General features: G+C 70.6%; 16 protein-coding genes. 4 read left to right on the top strand and 12 right to left on the bottom strand.

All coding sequences use genetic code 11. From position 1 onward, the window contains the following. Window positions 1-51: 51 nt before the first annotated feature. Genes AC07OQ_RS16815 through AC07OQ_RS16805 form a run of 3 tightly spaced genes read right to left on the bottom strand, consistent with a single transcriptional unit; the run spans window position 52 to window position 3,646 of the window. Entirely contained in the window at window positions 52-402 is a 351-nt protein-coding gene (locus tag AC07OQ_RS16815; protein WP_495054277.1) for a hypothetical protein, read from the bottom strand. After that, window positions 399-3,092, bottom strand: coding sequence for a protein kinase domain-containing protein (locus tag AC07OQ_RS16810; RefSeq protein WP_495054276.1), 2,694 nt, complete (start codon window positions 3,090-3,092; stop codon window positions 399-401). Before AC07OQ_RS16810 ends, AC07OQ_RS16815 begins: the two co-directional genes overlap by 4 nt. Then, a complete protein-coding gene (locus AC07OQ_RS16805; RefSeq protein WP_495054275.1) occupies window positions 3,089-3,646 on the bottom strand; it encodes an ECF-type sigma factor in 558 nt (185 codons plus the stop codon). Before AC07OQ_RS16805 ends, AC07OQ_RS16810 begins: the two co-directional genes overlap by 4 nt. Window positions 3,647-3,782: 136 nt before the next feature. Between AC07OQ_RS16805 and AC07OQ_RS16800 the strand changes: the two genes are divergently transcribed. Both AC07OQ_RS16800 and AC07OQ_RS16795 read left to right on the top strand, forming a co-directional pair. Then, window positions 3,783-4,379 carry a GGDEF domain-containing protein gene (locus tag AC07OQ_RS16800; protein ID WP_495054274.1) on the top strand — a complete coding sequence of 199 codons (597 nt, stop codon included), beginning with the start codon at window positions 3,783-3,785 and terminating at the stop codon, window positions 4,377-4,379. A gap of 69 nt (window positions 4,380-4,448) precedes the next feature. Continuing rightward, on the top strand, window positions 4,449-5,408 hold the full coding sequence (locus AC07OQ_RS16795) for a DMT family transporter (RefSeq protein ID WP_495054273.1): 960 nt from the start codon (window positions 4,449-4,451) through the stop codon (window positions 5,406-5,408). Here the strand turns inward: AC07OQ_RS16795 and AC07OQ_RS16790 are convergent. Then, complete coding sequence (locus tag AC07OQ_RS16790) at window positions 5,383-6,825, bottom strand: aminotransferase-like domain-containing protein (protein ID WP_495054272.1); 1,443 nt, start codon at window positions 6,823-6,825, stop codon at window positions 5,383-5,385. The genes AC07OQ_RS16795 and AC07OQ_RS16790 overlap by 26 nt on opposite strands. Window positions 6,826-6,867: 42 nt before the next feature. Between AC07OQ_RS16790 and AC07OQ_RS16785 the strand changes: the two genes are divergently transcribed. Next, complete coding sequence (locus AC07OQ_RS16785) at window positions 6,868-8,412, top strand: S41 family peptidase (RefSeq protein ID WP_495054271.1); 1,545 nt, start codon at window positions 6,868-6,870, stop codon at window positions 8,410-8,412. A gap of 19 nt (window positions 8,413-8,431) precedes the next feature. On the opposite strand, the gene pssA is transcribed toward AC07OQ_RS16785, so the two are convergent. From pssA to ypfJ, 6 genes are all read right to left on the bottom strand, one after another. Then, window positions 8,432-9,049, bottom strand: coding sequence for a CDP-diacylglycerol--serine O-phosphatidyltransferase (gene pssA, locus AC07OQ_RS16780; RefSeq protein ID WP_495054270.1), 618 nt, complete (start codon window positions 9,047-9,049; stop codon window positions 8,432-8,434). 17 nt (window positions 9,050-9,066) lie between these two features. Next, the gene (locus AC07OQ_RS16775; protein WP_495054269.1) at window positions 9,067-10,158 is read right to left on the bottom strand and encodes a nucleotidyltransferase domain-containing protein; all 1,092 of its coding nucleotides are present in this window, start codon (window positions 10,156-10,158) and stop codon (window positions 9,067-9,069) included. Then, window positions 10,155-11,018: an HprK-related kinase A gene (locus AC07OQ_RS16770; protein ID WP_495054268.1), complete on the bottom strand. Its 864-nt coding sequence runs from the start codon at window positions 11,016-11,018 to the stop codon at window positions 10,155-10,157. The genes AC07OQ_RS16775 and AC07OQ_RS16770 overlap by 4 nt, the downstream gene beginning before the upstream one ends. Window positions 11,019-11,064: 46 nt before the next feature. Then, window positions 11,065-11,397, bottom strand: a complete 333-nt coding sequence (locus AC07OQ_RS16765) for a hypothetical protein (RefSeq protein WP_495054267.1) — start codon at window positions 11,395-11,397, stop codon at window positions 11,065-11,067. After that, window positions 11,394-11,999 carry a hypothetical protein gene (locus tag AC07OQ_RS16760; RefSeq protein WP_495054266.1) on the bottom strand — a complete coding sequence of 202 codons (606 nt, stop codon included), beginning with the start codon at window positions 11,997-11,999 and terminating at the stop codon, window positions 11,394-11,396. Before AC07OQ_RS16760 ends, AC07OQ_RS16765 begins: the two co-directional genes overlap by 4 nt. A 241-nt stretch (window positions 12,000-12,240) precedes the next feature. After that, entirely contained in the window at window positions 12,241-13,119 is an 879-nt protein-coding gene (gene ypfJ, locus AC07OQ_RS16755) for a KPN_02809 family neutral zinc metallopeptidase (protein WP_495054265.1), read from the bottom strand. Window positions 13,120-13,191: 72 nt separating this feature from the next. Here ypfJ and AC07OQ_RS16750 point away from each other — a divergent pair, with 72 nt between their 5' ends. Next, entirely contained in the window at window positions 13,192-14,106 is a 915-nt protein-coding gene (locus tag AC07OQ_RS16750; protein ID WP_495054264.1) for a sensor domain-containing diguanylate cyclase, read from the top strand. Window positions 14,107-14,123: 17 nt separating this feature from the next. Here AC07OQ_RS16750 and AC07OQ_RS16745 read toward each other — a convergent pair whose 3' ends face one another. Together AC07OQ_RS16745 and AC07OQ_RS16740 are read right to left on the bottom strand one after the other, a co-directional pair. Then, window positions 14,124-14,585 carry a hypothetical protein gene (locus AC07OQ_RS16745; RefSeq protein WP_495054263.1) on the bottom strand — a complete coding sequence of 154 codons (462 nt, stop codon included), beginning with the start codon at window positions 14,583-14,585 and terminating at the stop codon, window positions 14,124-14,126. A 31-nt stretch (window positions 14,586-14,616) separates the two neighbouring features. After that, window positions 14,617-16,476 (bottom strand): ABC transporter ATP-binding protein, encoded by a 1,860-nt coding sequence (locus AC07OQ_RS16740; protein WP_495054262.1) that lies wholly within the window; start codon window positions 16,474-16,476, stop codon window positions 14,617-14,619. Between the last annotated feature and the right edge of the window lie 27 nt (window positions 16,477-16,503).

Raw genomic sequence — 16,503 nt, 5'->3', positions numbered from 1 at the left:
ATCGCCGCCGCCGCGCGGCGCACCGCGCGGCGAGCCCCTTCGGTCCGGGGGTCAGGTCGGCTGGTTGCGGATGGTCGGGTCGACCTTCAGGCGCTGGCCGCTCTCGTCTTGCACCAGATGGACGGTGAAGGCGTAGTCGCCGGCGGTGGTGCAGCGGTCGCGGACCGAGACTTGCGTGGCGCTGATGGCCCACAGGTCCGGGAAGTCGGTCGTGCTCTCGTTGAAGGTGATGGGCGCCTCGGGATCGAAGCTGAAGCCCGGGGTCACCAGGATGAACTCGATCAGGGCATTGCTGATGTCGACGGTCACCAGGTCGGGCGTGCAGGTCGCGGTGGGCGGGTCGGTGACATCGCTGGCGGTGACGGTGAAGCTGTAGACGGGCTTGTCGACGGGTGTGGTCATGGTGTGTCCCTGGGTGAGTTGAGCAGACGTTGCAATTCAACATGACCGGGATGACGGTATGTTGTTGCAGTGACTCTGTCGGCCATTGCACGGGCTTCTTCAATCAGGCCAAGATAAAAGAGCGCCATTGCGTGCAAAGTCAACGAAGGGGCGTCGTTCGCGGGTTGCAGGCGCGTGGCGGCGGCCCGCCAGACGGCGCGCGCGCGCGGGTCGCGCCCGTCCGCCTCGGACAGCAGCTTGCCCAGGCGCAATTCGGCATCCGCCACCACGCGGTTCTGTTCGGCGCTGAGGCGCGTGCCGCGCGCGGCGGCCTGTTCCATGTCGCTCAGATAGGCGCGCAGCGCGGCGCTCAGGTCCTCGCCGCCGAGGGCCGCGCGCAGCACCAGCAGGCGGCCGCGCAGGCTGCATTGCCAGTCGAGCTTGTCGGGGCCGCCCTTGAGCAGGCGTTCGACATCGCGGCCCAGCTGCGGGAGCAGCCGCTGCAAGGCGGCGCGCCGGTCCAGGCTCAGCAGCACCTCGGCCTGGCCCAGCTGCATGGTGCTGCGCTGGGCCAGCCAGTCGAGGTTGGCATCGTCCAGGGCCACGAGCGCCTGCGCGAGTTCCAGGGCCAGCCCCGAGGCCAGCAGGGCCTCCTCGGACTGGCCCAGCAGGAAATGCATGCGGCTGACCTGGTGGTAGCCGGTGGCGGTCAGCATCTGGGCCTCGCGATTGTTGTCGCTGAGCAGGCCCTCCTTCAGCACGCGCACCTTTTCCTGCTCGGCCAGCAGCGCCTCGGCGTAGCGGCCCATGCCCATTTGCGCCTGGGCCTGCCAGCCCAGTGCATTGGCCAGCTCGAGCCGCGCTTGCGGGCGCTGGCGCAGCAGGCTGTTCCAGATGGCCTGGGTCTGCAGGAAGTCCGCGAGCGCGGCCCGGTGCTGGCCCTGTTCGAGCTTGAGCACGCCGAGGTTCTGCAGCGCGAAGGGCTTCTCCATGCGCCAGTCCAGATTGCTCGGGTCCAGCAGCGCCAGCTGGTCGGCCAGATTCAGGTAGCGCTGGAAATGCCGATGGGCCTGCTCGGGCTGGCCGCGCCGCCAGGCGACGAAGCCCTCCCAGTAGACGCTCTGCGCGTGGTCGAAGACCCGCTGGCCGCTGCGGGGCGCGCGCGCGAGCAGCTCGCCCGTGCTGGCGGCGGCCTCGCGGAACATGCGGTCCGCCTCGTCGAGCTTGCCGCGCTTTTCGTTGATTTCGCCCATCAGGTGCAGGGCCTGCGAGCGCCGTCCCAGCGCATCGGCATCGAGCGAGCCCAGGTGCTGCCGGGCGTAGTAGTCCATCGCCTTGCCGCCCACCGCGTCCAGCACGTCCAGCCGCCCCACCGGCTCCAGTTTCTTGCGCAGGTCGCCCAGCATGAACTCGATCAGGCCCTCGGCCTGGACGCGCTGCGCCTGGGCCTCCTGCGCCTTCCACAGCGCCAGGCCGATGCCGACGCTCAGGCTCAGCGTCGCCACGCCGCCGGCCGCGACGCCCAGGCGGTGGCGGCGCAGGAACTTGGCCAGGCGGTAGGCCCGGCTGTCGGGGCGGGCGGCAATCGGCTCATGCGCGAGCCAGCGGCGCAGGTCGTCGGCCAGCGCCGCCGCATTGGCATAACGCTCGGCCGGCGCCTTCTTCAGCGCCTTGGCGACGATGGTGTCCAGATCGCCGCGCAGCGCGCGGGCGCCCTTGGGGTCGCCGACGCGCAGCTGGTCCGACAGCCGCCTGGGCTCTTCCTCGATCACCGCCCGCATGCGCTCCAGCGCCGCACCCGGCAGGGGGGCGCCAGTGGTCGGGTGCTTGCCGCCGCTGAGCAGCAGGTAGAGCAGTACGCCCAGGGCATAGACGTCGGTGGCCGTGGTCACGTCGCCGCCCTGCAGCTGCTCGGGCGCGGCGAACTGCGGCGTGAAGGCGCGGCCGGCGCGCTGGGTCAGCTCGGTGGCGGCGGCCGGCTGGGTGGCATCGCCCAGCAGCTTGGCGATGCCGAAGTCCAGCAGTTTCACCTGGCCGGCCTGGTCGACCAGGATGTTGGAGGGCTTCAGGTCGCGATGCAGGATCAGCCGGTTGTGCGCATGGGCCACGGCGGCCAGCACGTCCAGGAACAGCTGCACGCGCTGCGTGGTGTCGAGCCGCTGCTGCTCGCAGTAGCGGTCGATCGGCTGGCCGTCCACGTATTCCAGCACCAGATAGGGCTGCGAGACGCTGCCCTCCTGGGCCACCCCGGCGTCGATCAGGCGCGCGATATGGGGGTGCGCCAGCCGGGCCAGGATCTGGCCTTCGCGCGCGAAGCGGCCGGCGTCGCCATGGCCCAGCAGGCCGGTGCTGAGGAACTTGATCGCCACCTGGCCTTCGTAGCGCCCGTCGGTGCGCCGCGCCAGCCAGACGCTGCCCATGCCGCCGCGGCCGATCTCGCGCTCCAGGGTGTAGGCGCCGACGCTCTGGCCGGGCGCCAACTGGGGGCCGTCCAGGGCCGCCAGGGCCGAGCCGGCCAGGAAGTCATTGCTGGCCAGTTCGGCATCGCGCGCCAGCAGGGCCTCCAGCTCGGCGGCCAGTTCGGGCTCCAGCGCGCGCAGCGCGGCCAGCCGTGCGGCGCGCGGGCCGGCTTCCATGTCCAGCAGTTCGTCCAGCAGCGGGTTCAGCCGCTGCCAGCGGGCCTTGTCGATGGGGCGCAGGGGCTCGGTCATTTCAGCGCCATGGACAGGAACAGGCGCGCCTTCTGCCAGTCCCGCTGCACGGTGCGTTCGGTGATGCCCAGGGCCTCGGCGATCTCGGTCTCCAGCAGGCCGCCGAAATAGCGCATCTCCACCACCTGGGCCAGGCGCGCGTCCATCTCGGCCAGCTCGGCCAGGGCCTCGTGCACGCGCAGGACCTCGTCGTCGCGCTGCGGCGGCAGCTCGGCGATGGCGGTGTTCAGCGTCACCTGCTCCAGCTCGCCGCCGCGGCGCTGCGCCTGGCGGGTGCGGATCAGGTCGATCACGATGCTGCGCATCACGCGCGCGGCATAGGCCATGAAATGGCCGCGGTCGGCGAAGTCCAGGCCCTCGGCCTGCTGCAGGCGCAGCCAGGATTCGTGCACCAGGGCGGTGGCGTCCAAGGCGGTGGGCTGGCCGGCCAGATACAGGCGCTGGCGTGCCAGGCGCTGCAGATCGGCATAGAGCAGGGCGACCACCCGGTCGGCCGCCAGGCGGTCGCCCTGGCCGGCGGCGCGCAACAGGGTGGTGATCTCTTTACTGCTCATGCTGGCGCGGACTCTATCAGCGGATTTGTAACTTTTTCCGGCTTCATGTCGGGAGCGCCGCCGGGATTGCGTTTCTAACGGTGAGGGGCATGGCGGAGCGGGCCGCGGTCAGGGAGGCAGCGGTCACGCAGACACCATGTCCCTCACCCACGGGGCCCGTGAGGCCCAGCCCGACACGCCGATGAACCACCCCAGCCTCGCCCAGATGGAATCCGACGTCGCCTCCGGCTCCGCACGACCCAACCAGCGTCCGACGCCGCAGATGCTGGCCGACCTGCCGCAGTTCGCCGCGGTGCTGGACCGCCAGCTGGGGCATTGCCGGCGCTACGGCGCGCGGGCCACGGTGCTGCTGCTGACCGTGGAGCTCCCCGCTGGCGAGGGCGCGCCCTTGCCGGCCGAGACCCGCCAGGCCCTGCTGCTGGCCGTCGGCGCCAGGCTGCAGGGGCGGGTGCGCAACAGCGACCTGGCGGTGCAGATCGGCGCGCAGCGTTTCGGACTGGTGCTGATGGACGCGGGCCGGGTCGAGGCCGACGTCGTGCGCGCGCGCCTGCACCAGGTGTTGTGCGGGCCCTACGGCGTGGGCGAGCAGCGGCTCCACCTGCAGCTGCGCATCGGCGCGGCCGTCTATCGCGAGGCCGGCATGACCGGGCGCGAACTGGTCGATGCGGCCGAGAATGCCGAGCGTGGCGCCGACATGCTGGGCACGCCGCGGCTGTCCGTCGCCCGGGCCTGAGCGCCGGCCGCGCCGCCCACCGCAATCGGGTACAAGACCGCCGCCGTGCCGCTGCGCCATAGTGGCGCCATGTTTGCTGGAACCCTGTTCGCCCTCGCGGCCGGCCTGATGTGGGGCCTGGTCTTCGTCGCGCCGCTGCTGCTGCCGGACTACCCGGCGGCCCTGCTGACCGTGGGCCGCTACCTGGCCTTCGGCCTGATTGCGCTGCCGCTCGCGGCGATCGACTGGCGCGGCCTGCGCGAGCTGCGGCGCGGCGACTGGATCGAGGCGCTCAAGCTCAGCGCGATCGGCAACTTCCTCTATTACCTGTGCCTGTCGGCCGCGATCCAGCGCGCCGGCGGGCCCCTGCCGACGGTGATCATCGGCACCCTGCCGGTGGTGATCGCGATCTGCTCGAACCTGCGCGACCATGAGCGCGACGGCTACCTGCCCTGGGCCCAGCTGGCGCCCTCGCTGGCCCTGATCGCCGCCGGCATCGCCTGCGTCAACCAGGTGGAGCTGGCCGCGCTGGCCGGCCAGACCGGCGCCGAGCTGCGCCGCTATGCCGAGGGTGCGGTGCTGGCGGTGGCGGCCGTGGCCTGCTGGACCTGGTATCCGATCCGCAATGCCGACTGGCTGCGTGCACACGGCGACCGCAGTCCGCGCGCCTGGGCCACGGCGCAGGGCTTGATGACCCTGCCGCTGGCACTGCTCGGCTTGGCGCTGCTGCCGGCGCTGCAGATGATGGGCCTGCTGGATGCCGGTTTCGACCTGCCGCTGGGCCCGCGGCCCTGGGCCTATGTCGGGCTGATGCTGGCGGTGGGCCTGTGCGCGTCCTGGCTGGGCACGCTGTGCTGGAACGAGGCCAGCCAGCGTCTGCCGACCAGCCTGGTCGGGCAGCTGATCGTGTTCGAGACCCTGTCGGCTCTGGCCTATGCCTTCGTGCTGCGTGGCCGGGCACCGCAGGCGCTGACCCTGGCCGGCATCGCGCTGCTGGCGGGCGGCGTGGTCTGGGCCCTGCGCGTCAAGCCGCGGCGGCGGGCGCAGTGAGCGCCAGCAGCTCGCCCGCCAGCGCGCCGACGCGGCGCAGCGCGCGCGGATGCTGCGGGCCCCAATGCCCGCCCACGCCCAGGCGGATGCAATGGCGGAAGCGCGGGCCGGCGCTGAACATCAGGCCCGGCGCGATGCAGATGTTCTCGGCCAGGCAGGATTCGTAGAGCGCGACCGTGTCCACGGCGCCGGGCAGTTCGACCCAGAGGATGAAGCCGCCGGCCGGGTCGCTGACCCGCGTGCCCTTCGGGAAGCTCTCGGCGATCAGGCCGCGCGCCGCGTCGACCCGGGCCGCCACGGTGGCGCGCATCTGGCGCAGCGCCGCGCCATGGCCGGCCTGGTTCAGCAGCTCCGCCAGGGCCAGCTCGACCACGCCGGTCTGCGCGCCCGACTGCACGGCCTTGAGCTTGCGCAAGGCCTGACCCCAGCGGCCGGCTTCCACCCAGCCGACGCGCAGGCCCGGCGCCACGGTCTTGGAGAAGGAGCCGCAGATCATCACATGGCCGCTGGTGTCGAAGGACTTGACCGCACGGCGGCGCTCCTCCTGCTCGGCCAGGTCGTTGTAGAGCACGTCCTCGATCAGGGCCACGTCGTGCCGGGCCACCAACTGGGCCAGGCGGCGCCGCTCCGGCACCGGCATGCTGGCGCCCAGCGGGTTGGACAGGGTGGGCACCACCAGCACGGCCCTGACCGGCTGGGTTTCCAGCGCCAGCTGCAGCGCGTCCAGCGAGATGCCGTGGCGCGGATGGGTGGGAATCTCCAGCGCGCGCAGGTGCAGGCTCTGCAGCACCTCCAGGAAGCCGAAGTAGCAGGGCGACTCCAGCGCCACCACGTCGCCGGGCTTGGTCACGCTCTTCAGGCACAGGCTGATGGCTTCCATGCAGCCATTGGTCATCACGATGTCGTCGGCATGCAGGGCGCAGCCCAGGCCGAGGGCGTAGCGGGCCACGGCGCGGCGCGCCTCCTCCATGCCGGCGCCCAGCGGGTAGCGGCACAGCAGGTCGCGATGGCGCTGCACGACGCGCGTCAGCGCGCGGCGCACGCGCTCCTGGTCGAACAGCGCCGGCCCGGGGCAGGCGGCGCCGAAGGACAGCATGTCCGGGGCCTCGGACAGCTGGATCACCTGGCGGCCCAGCTGGTCCAGCTGCACCATGCGCGACTGGCTGTCCGGCCGCGAGGTCTCGGGCTCGGGCAGCTGCGGCGGCCGGGCGGAGACGAAGTAGCCGGAGCGCGGCCGGGCCTCGATCAGGCGTGCGTCCTCCAGCCAGCGCAGGGCCTGCACGGCGGTGCTGGGCGAGACCGCCCGGCCGGCCGCCAGCGCGCGCACCGAGGGCATGCGTTCGCCGCGCTTCAGGGTGCCGGCGCGGATGGACTGGGCCAGATGGGCGGCGATTTGCAGGTACAGCGGATCGTCCATGACCCTATTCTGTATGGTGGGCGGCGCTTGCGGGCGGTACAGATGAACCCCAGGGCGACCGGCACAGCGGCGGCCACGCCGCTGAATGGCTCGGGCGGCTCGGGGAATGCCGGCGCCGGCACGGTGACGCCGCCGGCCATCGTGCCCAGCGCCGGCGTGGCCCAGCAATGCGCGCCGGGCAACGCGCTGGCCGCGCCGGGCCAGCGCAATGCCAGCCTGAGCCGCGAGAAACAGTGGCTGCGCGCCTACTTCGACGAAGCCTATCTGTGGCGCAGCGAGGTGCCGCAGGTCGATGCGGAGGCCGCGGCCTACGGCGGGCCCGCGGTCTACCCGGCGCTGGAGGCCTATTTCGAGGCGCTGAAGACGCCGCGGCTGACGGCCTCGGGCAAGCGCCGCGACGAGTTCAGCTTCATCTATCCGACGGCCGAGTGGCAGCAGCTCAGCCAGGCCGGCGTGGCCACCGGCTATGGCCTGGAATGGGTGATGGAGTCGGCGCGGCCGCCGCGGCGCATCCGCATCGCCTACCTGGATGCGCAGGGGCCGGCCGCGCGCGCCGGCCTGCGCCGCGGCGACCTGCTGGTCAGCGTGGATGGCACCAGTGCCGATGCCGCCGACGCCGCGGGCGTGGATCGGCTCAATGCGGCGCTGTACCCCGCGGCCGCGGGCGAGCTGCACGGCTTCGTGCTGAGCAGCGCCGACGGCAGCCAGCAGCGCCGCGTGGACCTGCGCAGCGAGACCCGCGGCGCCAGTCCGGTGCTGCTGAGCCAGGTGCTCAGCGGCCGCGATGGCCGCAAGGTCGGCCATCTGGTGTTCAACGACCACATCGCACCGGCCGAGGCGCAGCTGATCGCGGCGGTGCGCGACTTCGCCCAGCAGGGCATCGCCGATCTGGTGCTGGACCTGCGCTACAACGGCGGCGGCTACCTCTATATCGCCAGCGAGCTGGCCTATATGGTGGCCGGCGCGGCGCGCAGCCAGGGCAAGGTGTTCGAGCAGCTGAGCTTCAACGAGCGCCGCCGCGCCGAGACCGACAGCGCCAGCGCCCGCACGCCCTTCTACGGCAACTCCTGCATCCTGGGGGCGAACGGCTGCACCGAGGACAAGCCGCTGCCGACCCTGGACCTGCAGCGCGTCTATGTGCTGGCCCAGTCCGGCACCTGCTCGGCCAGCGAGGCCATCATCAACGGCCTGCGCGGCATCGATGTCGAGGTGGTGCTGATCGGCGGCACCACCTGCGGCAAGCCCTACGGCTTCACGGCCCGGGACAACTGCGGCATCTCCTATTTCCCGATCGAATTCGTCGGCGTCAATGCCAAGGGCTTCGGCGACTATGCCGACGGCTTCGTGCCCGGCGGCAGCGGTGCCACCGGGGTCCGGGGTTGCCAGGTGGCCGACGACCTCGGCCGCGAGCTCGGCGACCGCAACGAGGCCATGCTGGCCGCGGCGCTGGAGCACCGCATCAGCGGCCAATGCCCGGCCGCCACGCAGGCGCGGGCCCAGGCCGGCCCCGAGACGAACGGCAGCGGGCCGGCGATGCGGCTGGCGAAGCCGGCGACGCGCGAGAACCGCATCCTGCGGCCCCGCTGAGCGAAGGGCGGGCCGCCGCTCAGAGCTTGGGGATGCGGATCCGGCTGACCATCAGCGAGCCGGAGACGGCGAACAGCAGCACCAGCGGGTGGAAGTAGAAGCCGCCGAGCTCCAGGCGGCCCCACCACAGCCGCTCGCCCAGCGCGCCCTGGGTCGCGGCCACCCACAGCACGATCACCAGCACCAGCGAGGTGGGGATCGGCGTGCCCTCGAAGTACTTGACCTTGCCCGAACCCTCGCTGAGCTCTTCGGCCGTGATGTTGAAGCGCGCCAGGCGCGAGACACCGCAGGCGACGAAGAACACCAGCACGATGCGGTCGTACAGGCCCTGCATGCCGCAGCCGTAGGCGATGGCCGCGGGTGCCACGCCGAAGGAGATCACGTCGGCCAGCGAGTCCAGCTCGCGGCCCATCGCCGAACTCTGCTGGCGCCAGCGCGCGATGCGGCCGTCCAGCACGTCGAACACCAGGGCGGCCGGGATCAGCGCGCAGGCGTAGAACAGGTGCATCACCTCGCGCGTCTGCAGATAGGTCATGACCGAGAACAGCGCTCCCACGCCGCAGAAGGCGTTGGCCAGCGTGAACCAGTCGGCGAGGTGGAACTCGCGGATCATCGAGAAGGGCTTGGGTCGGTTCATGGCCCAAGCATAAGGGCTCAGCGCGCGTCGGCCGTGTCGGCGGGCGGCTGGCGCGGCGGCCACAGGGCCTTGTGCAGCAAATGGTAGGCCAGCAGATGCGGCGGCATGCGCAGCCAATGGGCGCGCAGGTAGAGCAGGCGCCGGCACAGCGGCGTGGCCCAGTCCGCCGCGCTGGAATGCTTGGGCTGCAGCACGCGCCGGTAGAGAAAGTCCAGCCCCTGCTGGGCCGGGCCGCGGCTGTGCCCGGCGCCGGTGGCATCCAGCGCCTCGGCGGGCACCGGCGTGGCCAGCAGCATGCTCGTATAGCGCAGGGCCAGGCGCAGCGGCCGCGTCAGCCCCTGCGCGGCCGCTCGCGCGATCAGCGCCGGCCAGAAGCCGGGCGTGATGGCGAAATGGCGCAGCAGCAGGTCCAGGTCGCTGAGGTCGCGCAGCAGGTTGTCGGACTCGCCCTCGTGGAACAAATGGGCGGCGCTGTGCAACACCATGTCGCAGGGCGACAGCGTGCGCACGCCGGGCCAGCCCGGCACCTCGATGCTGGCTTCGATCAGGGCGGCGGGATCGGGGTGCAGCCGCGAGGTCGGCGGCAGGATGGTGTGATGCACATCCAGGGCCGTGCCGCGCCGCATATGCTGCATGGCCGGCAACTCATGCATCCAGCGGCGGTAGTAGCGCTGGTCGTAGGCGTCGAGGCTGCTGCCGACCCAGCCGCTGAGCATCAGCTCGGATTCCACCGCCTGCAGGCGTTCGCCGGGCACCAGGATGTCGAGGTCCGCGAACACGCGGCCGCGGGCCGCGGGCAGGTCCGCCACGACATAGGCCGCGCCCTTCAGCAGGATCAGCGGCAGGCCCAGGCCGGCCAGGGTGTCGCGCAGCAGCCGGGTCTCGTGGCGGACCGACTGGTGCTGGCGCTCGGCCATGGTGGCCGCCGAGCGCATGTGATGCCGCGCCTGCTCCAGCGCGCCGTCCAGCAGCCGGTGCTGGGCCAGGATCAGGCACAGGCGCCCCAGCAGATTGGCATGCCGGGCCTGGCGAATGAGCAGGTCCCAGCCCGCCGCGTCGAGCGTGCGTGCGCGCTCCGGCTGGCGCAGCAGTTCGGTCAGCAGGCTCATGGCGGGGCGGCGTGCTCGGCCATCCGGTCGAAGACGGCGATCGCTTCGTCCAGCCGGCTGTACTCGAAGTTGAAGTGCTGGCAGCGGTCGACCAGCGCGCCGACGGCCCGGAAGCCGGCCGCGCCCAGGATGTGGTAATTCATCGCGTTGGCGGCGAGCTGCATGAAGGCGGCGCCCGGAGCCAGCGGGCTCAGCAGGGTGTCCGCATCGGCGCGGTAACGGGGCAGCACCGTCCAGCACGGCGTGGCGGGGGCGGCGGCCTGCTCGACGCTCGGGGCAGGGGGGGCCATCAGGGACACCGTTCCCTTGCTGGTGTCGTGCACGGGGCGGGAGAGGATGGCGTCGGGGGCGAAGCGGCGGATGACGTCGATGGAGGCGTTCTTCAGGTTGACGGGGCGCGCGAGCGCGCTGATGGCGCCGTTGTCGAGCCGGATGATGGTCAGCTCATCGGATAGCAAGCGCCAGCCGCGGTTGACCAGGGCGGCGCAGAGCGTGCTCTTGCCCGACCCCGGGGGGGCCGGCAGGATCAGCGCCCGGCCGTTCTTGGCCACCGAGGCCGCATGCAGCACCAGCACATGGTGGCTATAGGCCGTGATGCACCAGTTGAGCCCCCATTCGATCATCGGCAGGGCCTGGCTTTGCGGCAGAGGGGTGAAGGGCGTCACCTCGTCGACCGAGAACCAGGCCTGCGGCCGGATCCAGCGGCGCAGGCCCCGGCCAGCGCTCACGCTGACGTGGAAATCTATGAAATCCGAAGGCTCCAGCAGCCGGTGATGCGCGTAGAGCCGGACCAACTCGTCGTCCAGCCTCCGGATGTCGGTGCGCAGGCTGCAATGGAACGGTCCGGTGGCAAGGCGCAAACCAGGGCCGGCCAAGGCGGATCGGATGCTCGCGGGTGAAAGCTGGCTAACTAGCAAGGGGCGAAGCGATGACGAGGCCGGCATCCAGAAGCGCACACAAGCTTGTCTCGGCGGCCTTTTCGCATTCTAGGGGCGAGGCTTCGGGAATTTCGGCCTGCAGGGCCTGCGCGATCGCTGCACCGCTGAGCGGCGTGCCGGCTTCGTTGAGCCATTCGACGATGAAGCGGCTCAGATGGGACAGCAGCTGGGTTTCGCCGCTCTCGACGATGTAGACCAGCCAACCATCATCGACGGTCTTGCCGATCCATCCGTCACCGGGAGGTTTGCCGGCCCATAGCCGCGGGCCCGCGGGGAGCACTGTTGGTGCGCCGTCCGTCAAACGGCAGGCGCCTGATTGGTCAGGTACAGCAGGTACTTGATCACTTCCGGCTTATGCCAGATCAGGGTAGGCATCGAAGACAGGGGCTTGTAGCCGGTGGAGGAGGCGATCCCGAGGTTCCACATGTCCTTGACCATCTGGAGGTTCGGAATACCGACACCGCCACCGCCGGCAGCGGCCGCCTCGAGGTAGATGGCGACGATCAGGGCCTGCTCGTTCGTGTTGCCGAGCGCCAGCGCCTCATTGAACTTCTTGTCGGTGTAGCTGCCCAGCGTGAACACGCTGCTGAACCAGGTGTTCTTGCTGACCGTGGTGTTCGGGTAGGTGCTGCCGGTATTCAGATACCAGGCGGAGGGCAGGCGGGCGGCCTGGGTCCCGCAGTTGTTGCTGCCGGTACGACTCAGATTGCCCGACACCGTGAAGCCGGAGGGCAGCTTGCAATTGGCGGCCAGCACCGGTGAACTCTTCAATGCCAGCAGGACGGGTGCGCCCAGCAGACCTCCACGCAACAGGCGACGGCGGCCCGCACGGGAAGCGTCAAGCCCGCCCTGTGGCTCGGGCGACACCAGCGGCGCTTGTGTCCTGTCGTTGGAGTTGTCCACGTATTTGCCTCTAATCGGTCCGCTCGAAGTATGCCTGCCGGCATACGACAGCTTCAAGCATTGAAGGACGCAGGATTTGTGCCACTTTTCTCTAGTTGCGCTAAACCCTTGGCTTTAAACGAAGTTTCATGCAAGCCCGGGGCTAAGCACAGCCCTCAAGTCGGGGGGCGTAAGAAAATCCGACAGCCCTGGGGACGGACCGAAAAGCCCGGGCGCGGCCCTTCACTCATGCGGATGGGGCTCATAGCTGGGCCGCCTTGAAGGTGTCGCAACTGGCCAACTCGCCCTGGTCCAGGCCGCGCTTGAACCAGCGCACCCGCTGGGCGCTGCTGCCATGGGTGAAGCTCTCCGGCACCACCCGACCCTGCGACTGGCGCTGCAGGGTGTCATCGCCAATCTTGGCGGCGGCGTTCAGCGCCTCCTCGATGTCGCCGGCTTCCAGCCAGCCCTTGCCGCGCTGCGAATGATGGGCCCAGACACCGGACAGGCAGTCGGCCTGCAGTTCCAGGCGCACGCTCAGCGCGTTGTATTCGCGCTCGGACACCCGGCCGCGCGCCCGATCCAGACGCTCGCTGATGCCCAGCAGATTCTGCAGGTGATGACCCACTTCGTGGGCGATCACATAGGCCTGGGCGAAGTCGCCGGGGGCGCCCAGGCGTTCGCGCAGGGTGTCGTAGAAGGCCAGGTCGATGTAGACCCTGCGGTCGGCCGGGCAGTAGAACGGGCCCATCGCGGCCTCGCCCTGGCCGCAGGCGGTGGGGTAGCTGCCGCGGAACAGCACCAGCTTGGGGGCGGCGTACTGCTGCTGGCGCTGGCTGAAATAGCTGCCCCAGACATCCTCGGTGTCCGCCAGCACGGTGGAGACGAAGCGTGCGGCCGGGTCCTGGGGCTTGGGGCCGGGGGCGGCCTCGCGCGGCTGCGGCGCCGGCACACCGCCCTCGCCGCCCAGCAGCCCCAGCACGGTCATGGGATTGATGCCGAAGGCCCAGGAGGCCAGCAGGGCGATGACGATGCCGCCCAGTCCGATGCCGCGGCCGCCGCCGAGACCGCCGCCGCGCCGCGGTGCGGCATCGCGCATGTCTTCGACGTTGTCGCTTTCGCGTTGGCCGTCCCATTTCATGGTGTTGCTCCTCAGGTTTGACCGCTTGGCTGCCGATGTTACGGTGTGCGCCAGCCCACCCCAAGGAACACGATGACCGGGCCCGAACCACCGGACGATCTGAACGCCCTGCTGCGCCAGCTGCTGGACGATGGCCGGCAACTGGTGGCGCTGTTCGATCCGCAGGACCTGCTGCGTTACGCCAATATGGCCTTCAGGGCGGCCTATCGGGTGGCGTCGGACGCCCGGCCTAGCTGGGCCGACATCATGCGCGACAACCACCGCTGTGCTCATGGCGCGGTGATCGAGGCCGACGACATCGAGGCCTGGCTGGCCGCCGCGATGACGCGCCGCGGCAAGCGATCGCACCGCGCCTTCGAGGTGGATCTGTGGGATGGCCGCTGGATCTGGATCAGCGAGACCGTGCGTGCCGACGGCTGGCTGCTGCTGCTGGGCAACGACATCACGGCCCTGCGCCAGGACGGCCGCGCGCCGCGCCAGGCCCATGTCAAGGCCTTGCGGGCCGCGCAGACCGATGCGCTGACGGGGTTCAGCAACCGACGCCACGCGCTGCAGCAGCTGCAGCAGGCCCTGGCCAATGACGCAGCCTGGCCGCTGTGCGTGGTGCTGCTGGACCTGGACGACTTCAAGCGCATCAACGACGAGCTGGGCCATGCGGCCGGCGACCGGGTGCTGGGCGACTTCGCGGGACAGCTGCAGGCCAGCATCCGGCGCGAGGACGGCTGCGGCCGCCTGGGCGGCGAGGAGTTCCTGCTGATCCTGCCCACCGCCGGGCGGGGCCAGGCCCGTGCCATCATCGAACGTCTGTTGGCCAGGGTGCGGCAGGCGCGGCCGCTGAAAACCCGGCCGCAGCGCGGCTACACCTGCTCGGCCGGGCTGGCCGAGGCGCGCTGGGGGGAATCGGTGGAGGATTTGTTGCAGCGTGCCGACGCGGCGCTGCACCGCGCCAAGGCAGCGGGGCGCGACCGGCTAGAGCTGGACGACTAGGGAAGAGCGGGCCGTTCTCAGCCGCTCAGGCGTTCGCGCACCCAGGCCTCGGCCTCGGCCATGCCTTCAAAGGCCGCGAACTGGCGCCCGTGGCGGGCATAGAGCTGGCCATAGATGGGCAGCATCAGGTCGCGGCCCTCGACCTCTTGGGCCACGACCCAGGCCACGGCCGCCGGCGCGGTCTGCGCCGCGCTCATGGCCTGGAGAAAGTCGCCAAACGCTTCCAGCGCATCGGGCGAGGCCAGCAGGCTGCCGCGCATGTCCAGGATGTCGGCAAAGCGGCCGACCGCCGGCATGCCGGCAAACAGATCACGCATCGCCAGGCCCACCGCCTGCACCGCCTCGCGGTTGAAGGGCCCTTCGGCCACGATGCGCAGCACCGAGCCCTCGGTCCAGAACTCGATCCGGCCATGCGGGCGGAATGAGCCATGGGCATAGGTTTCGATGTTGCGAATCGGACTGCCGGCATCGCGTTGCATGCCGATATCCTAGCGGAGCGGCCCGCTTGTTTCAGGCCGCCGCGGGCTCTTCGAGCTCTTCGCCCAGGAAGCCGCCGCTCTGGTGCGCCCACAGCCGTGCGTACAGGCCGCCGCGTGCCAGCAGCTCGGCATGGCTGCCCTCCTCGACGATCTCGCCGCCGTCCATCACGATCAGGCGGTCCATCGCCGCGATGGTGGACAGGCGGTGGGCGATCGCCACCACGGTCTTGCCCTCCATCAGGCGGTAGAGGCTGCGCTGGATCGCGGCCTCGACCTCGGAGTCGAGCGCGCTGGTGGCCTCGTCCAGCAGCAGGATCGGCGCATCCTTCAGCATCACGCGGGCGATCGCGATGCGCTGGCGCTGGCCGCCGCTGAGCTTGACGCCGCGCTCGCCGACATGGGCCTCGAAACCCTTGCGGCCCTTCGGGTCGGTCAGGCCCTGGATGAACTCCTGCGCCTCGGCACGCTCGGCGGCGGCGCTCATCTGCGCGTCCGTCGCGTCGGGGCGGCCATACAGCAGGTTGTCGCGCACCGAGCGGTGCAGCAGGCTGGTGTCCTGGGTCACCATGCCGACCTGGGCGCGCAGGCTGTCCTGGGTGACGCGGGCGATGTCCTGGCCGTCGATCAGGATGCGGCCCTGCTCGATGTCGTAGAAGCGCAGCAGCAGGTTCACCAGCGTGGACTTGCCGGCGCCCGAGCGGCCCACCAGGCCGATCTTCTCGCCGGGGCGGATGCGCAGGTCCAGGGCCTTCAGCACCGGCTTCCTGCCGCTGCCGCCCTCACCATACGAGAAGCCCACGCCCTCGAAGCGGATTTCGCCGCGCGTCACCCTGAGCGCCTGGGCGTCCGGCGCGTCCTTCACGGCGACCGCCTTGGACAGGGTGTTGATGCCGTCCTGCACGGTGCCGATGTTCTCGAACAGGCTGGCCATCTCCCACATGATCCAGTGCGAGATGCCGTTCAGGCGCAGCGCCATCGCGGTGGCCGCGGCAACCGCGCCGATGCCCACCTGGCCCTGGGTCCACAGCCACAGGGTGACGCCGGCGGTGCAGGCGATCAGGCCCACCGACAGCAGGTGGTTGATCACCTCGAAGCCGCTGATCAGGCGCATCTGGCGGTAGGCGGTGGCTAGGAATTCCTGCATCGCACCGCGCGCGAACTGGGCCTCGCGCTGGCTGTGCGAGAACAGCTTGACCGTGCTGATATTGGTGTAGGCGTCGGTGACGCGGCCGGTCATCAGGCTGCGCGCGTCGGCCTGGGCCGCCGCCGCCTTGCCCAGCCGCGGCACGAAGAAGCACAGCGCCGCGATGTAACAGGCCAGCCAGCCCAGGAAGGGCAGCAGCAGGCTCAGGTCGAAGCCACCCACCACGCCCAGCATCGTGACGAAGTAGATGGTCACGAAGACCAGGATGTCGGTGACGATCAGCACGCAGTCGCGCACCGCCAGCGCGGTCTGCATCAGCTTGGCCGAGACGCGGCCGGCGAACTCGTCCGAATAGAAGCTCATGCTCTGGCCGAGCAGGTGGCGGTGGAAGTTCCAGCGCAGCCGCATCGGGAAGTTGCTGGACAGGCCCTGGTACTTGCTCATCGCCTGCAGCGCGATCAGCAGCGGGCTGGCCACCAGGATGCCGACCAGCAGGGCCAGATTGCCCTTCTCCTTGGCCCACAGCTGCTCGGCCGGCACGGCCGAGAGCCAGTCCACCACCGTGCCCAGCATCGAGAACAGCAGGGCCTCGAAGGCGCCGATGCCGGCGGTCAGCAGGGTCAGGCCCAGGATCAGCGGCCGCATGCCGGCCGTGGCGGCCCAGATGAAGCGCAGCAGCCCGGCCGGCGGCTGCGGCGGCGGCGTGTCGGGATAGGGAGCGACGAGTTTTTCGAACCAGCTGAACAAGGGCGCACCTGCGGAAAGGGATCGGCC

It is taken from the genome of Roseateles sp. GW821-FHT09B06 (genome assembly GCF_059418245.1).
The sequence above is the reverse complement of the archived record's forward strand: the minus strand, read 5'-3'. Positions and strand labels throughout refer to the sequence as shown.